The sequence below is a fragment of the Pseudoalteromonas sp. S558 genome, assembly GCF_005886635.1.
GTDB classification, from domain to species: Bacteria; Pseudomonadota; Gammaproteobacteria; order Enterobacterales; family Alteromonadaceae; genus Pseudoalteromonas; species Pseudoalteromonas aliena.
This window is the reverse complement of record NZ_PNDU01000423.1, coordinates 1-2,287: the sequence shown is the minus strand read 5'-3', so window position 1 is coordinate 2,287 and position 2,287 is coordinate 1. Positions and strand designations below refer to the sequence as shown.

Annotated in this window: 2 protein-coding genes; both read left to right on the top strand. The window is 36.2% G+C overall.

Features of this window, described 5'->3' with window-relative positions:
• The first annotated feature begins 49 nt into the window (after nt 1–49).
• Entirely contained in the window at nt 50–1,468 is a 1,419-nt protein-coding gene (locus CWB66_RS22995) for a DNA/RNA non-specific endonuclease (protein WP_171037551.1), read from the top strand.
• Between the two features lie 11 nt (nt 1,469–1,479).
• Nucleotides 1,480–2,232, top strand: coding sequence for an immunity protein YezG family protein (locus CWB66_RS20360; RefSeq protein WP_138586855.1), 753 nt, complete (start codon nt 1,480–1,482; stop codon nt 2,230–2,232).
• Nucleotides 2,233–2,287 lie beyond the last annotated feature (55 nt).

Here is a 2,287-nt window from a genome sequence, read left to right as displayed (position 1 = left end):
GACCACCGCAACTGGGATTTACCAGAGAAAGTGCACCTAAACCCCGAACGTGAAATCGTCAACGTGGAGAGTGCATAACGTAGTGATCGCGACAACTAGTTTGACAAACACCGATTACCACCTAGACCAACTTAATACCCCGCGTTTTGTAACCAATAACAAAGCAGAAGTCGTATGGGAAAACCAAGCCGATGTGTATGGCTATGAGGAGCCAGAAGCAGAGTCTGACTTTAATAAAGAAAGTAGCTTCACTCAGCCAATCCGCTTTCAGGGGCAGTATTTAGATGAAGAGAGCGGCTTACATTACAACCGCTATCGCTACTACAGCCCGAAACAGCAACGCTTTATAAACCAAGACCCGATAGGGTTAGTGGGCGGGATAAATCATTACCAATACGCCCCGAATCCGGTAAATTGGGTTGATCCGTTTGGACTAGAGTGTAAGGAGGAAACCCCTACTAATAGATTAATTCCTGTTATAGGAGCTTCTGGTAAAATAGTTGAACATATTTCAATTTATACTAAGTTAGTGAGATTCGAGAGCCCGCTAGAAAGTACGCCGATGACACCTCATGAGTCTCCGTATTTTGACGTTTCAAAGGCGATGGAATATGGTTTAAAGCCTGATTACTATCAAGCGTTATTTGCTGCTTCGGAACCAAACCTCGACGAACTAACAAAGCTGAGGAAGAAGCAAGGGTATTTTGATGATGATGTGGAACTAAAACAAGCAACTGTAGGTGAGTTGTTAGATAAAAACCCTGATGCAAAAGTGCTATCCGATTTTAGGTTTAATGGCTCTGTTTTAGGTAAGAAATCTGGGGGTTATATTGTAGTCACAAATAATCAACCAGAAAAACCAAAAGAGCCAGAAAAACCTAAAAAATTCAATTTTAAAAAAACAAAAGCAGAGAATGACAAGGTAGATAAGCCAATTGTAAAAATTTTGGCTGGAAGTGCATCAGATAAACCTAGAGAAAGAGGTAGTTGGGCGAAAGAACTTGAAAACCCTAAACCTAATACTATATACGAGGTTACTTCTATCCATGATGGTCAACCTGCAACTTATACTTATGAAACGGATGATCAAGGACGTACAATAAAAGTTACAGGCAAGCTCAAAAAGTCAGCTATTGAAAAGCAAAAAGAAAGAGATAAAAAGCACCGCAGCTCTAAACAAAGTAGTTATGGTGGGGATAACCCTGACTATGATGGCGGCCATTTAATTGGTACTCTATTCCAAGGCCCAGCAGAAAAAATAAACTTGGTACCTCAGTTAAAAGACCAAAATCGTTATGGTGATTGGCGTAAAATGGAAAGAAAGTGGGCAGAGCATTTGGAAGATGGTAAAGGCGTTGAGGTGGAAATATTGATAGAATATTCAGATGATGGGATAACTCCAGATTCTTTGTTTGGTAACTATGTAATAGGTAATGGAAACCCAATTCCGTTTGAATTTGATAATTAAGGAATATTAAAGTGTTTGAAACAATTGATGATATATACAACCATATCGGGCAAGCGATGTTTAATGCTCTTCCTGAACAATGGGAAAAGGCTTGGTTTGAAGTTTTATTATTAAATCCTGATGGAGCAATTCAATCTAATCAGGAATACATTTTAAATAACAAAAAATTCAATTTTGATACAAATATCATAAATGGAGTTGCTAAAAATGCAAAATGTGGAAAAGCTTTCTGTGCGCTTTATCACCTTATGCAAAAGAATGAAAATGATGTTCCTTGGAACAAAGTTCGTTTTGAAATAACTTCGGAAGGTGATTTTACAATTGATTTTAAATATGATGAAGATTTTGCTTATTTAAATTCATTAGATCCTGATAAAGATAAGTATCCAAGTTCGGATGAAATTTTAGCAATAGAAACATGGGAAGGCTTGCCTGAAAGTTACCCTAGGTATTGGAAAAAAACGCTATTAATACTTCCAAATATTGATACGTTAACGAGAGCAGATGTTTCTGCATTTACTTTAAAACATAATAACTCAGCATTGTTGAAAGAGCACTGGCAAGATAAGTACTCCGATAATGCAATGCAATTATGGGAAGAGATAAAGCAAACCTATAAAAATAAACTGGAAAGCAAATACAGTATAGAAGAATTAATATTTGTCCTTAATTATGATTTTGCTGTTATGCCTTATCAAAACTCTGAGGAAGATGATTTAGGGTTTTATAAATGGATATTTATAGAAATTTCAAAACTAAGTTAAAATATTTTAGTTTTTTCATATTTTATTTATAAACGAAGAATAAACTAGACACCCA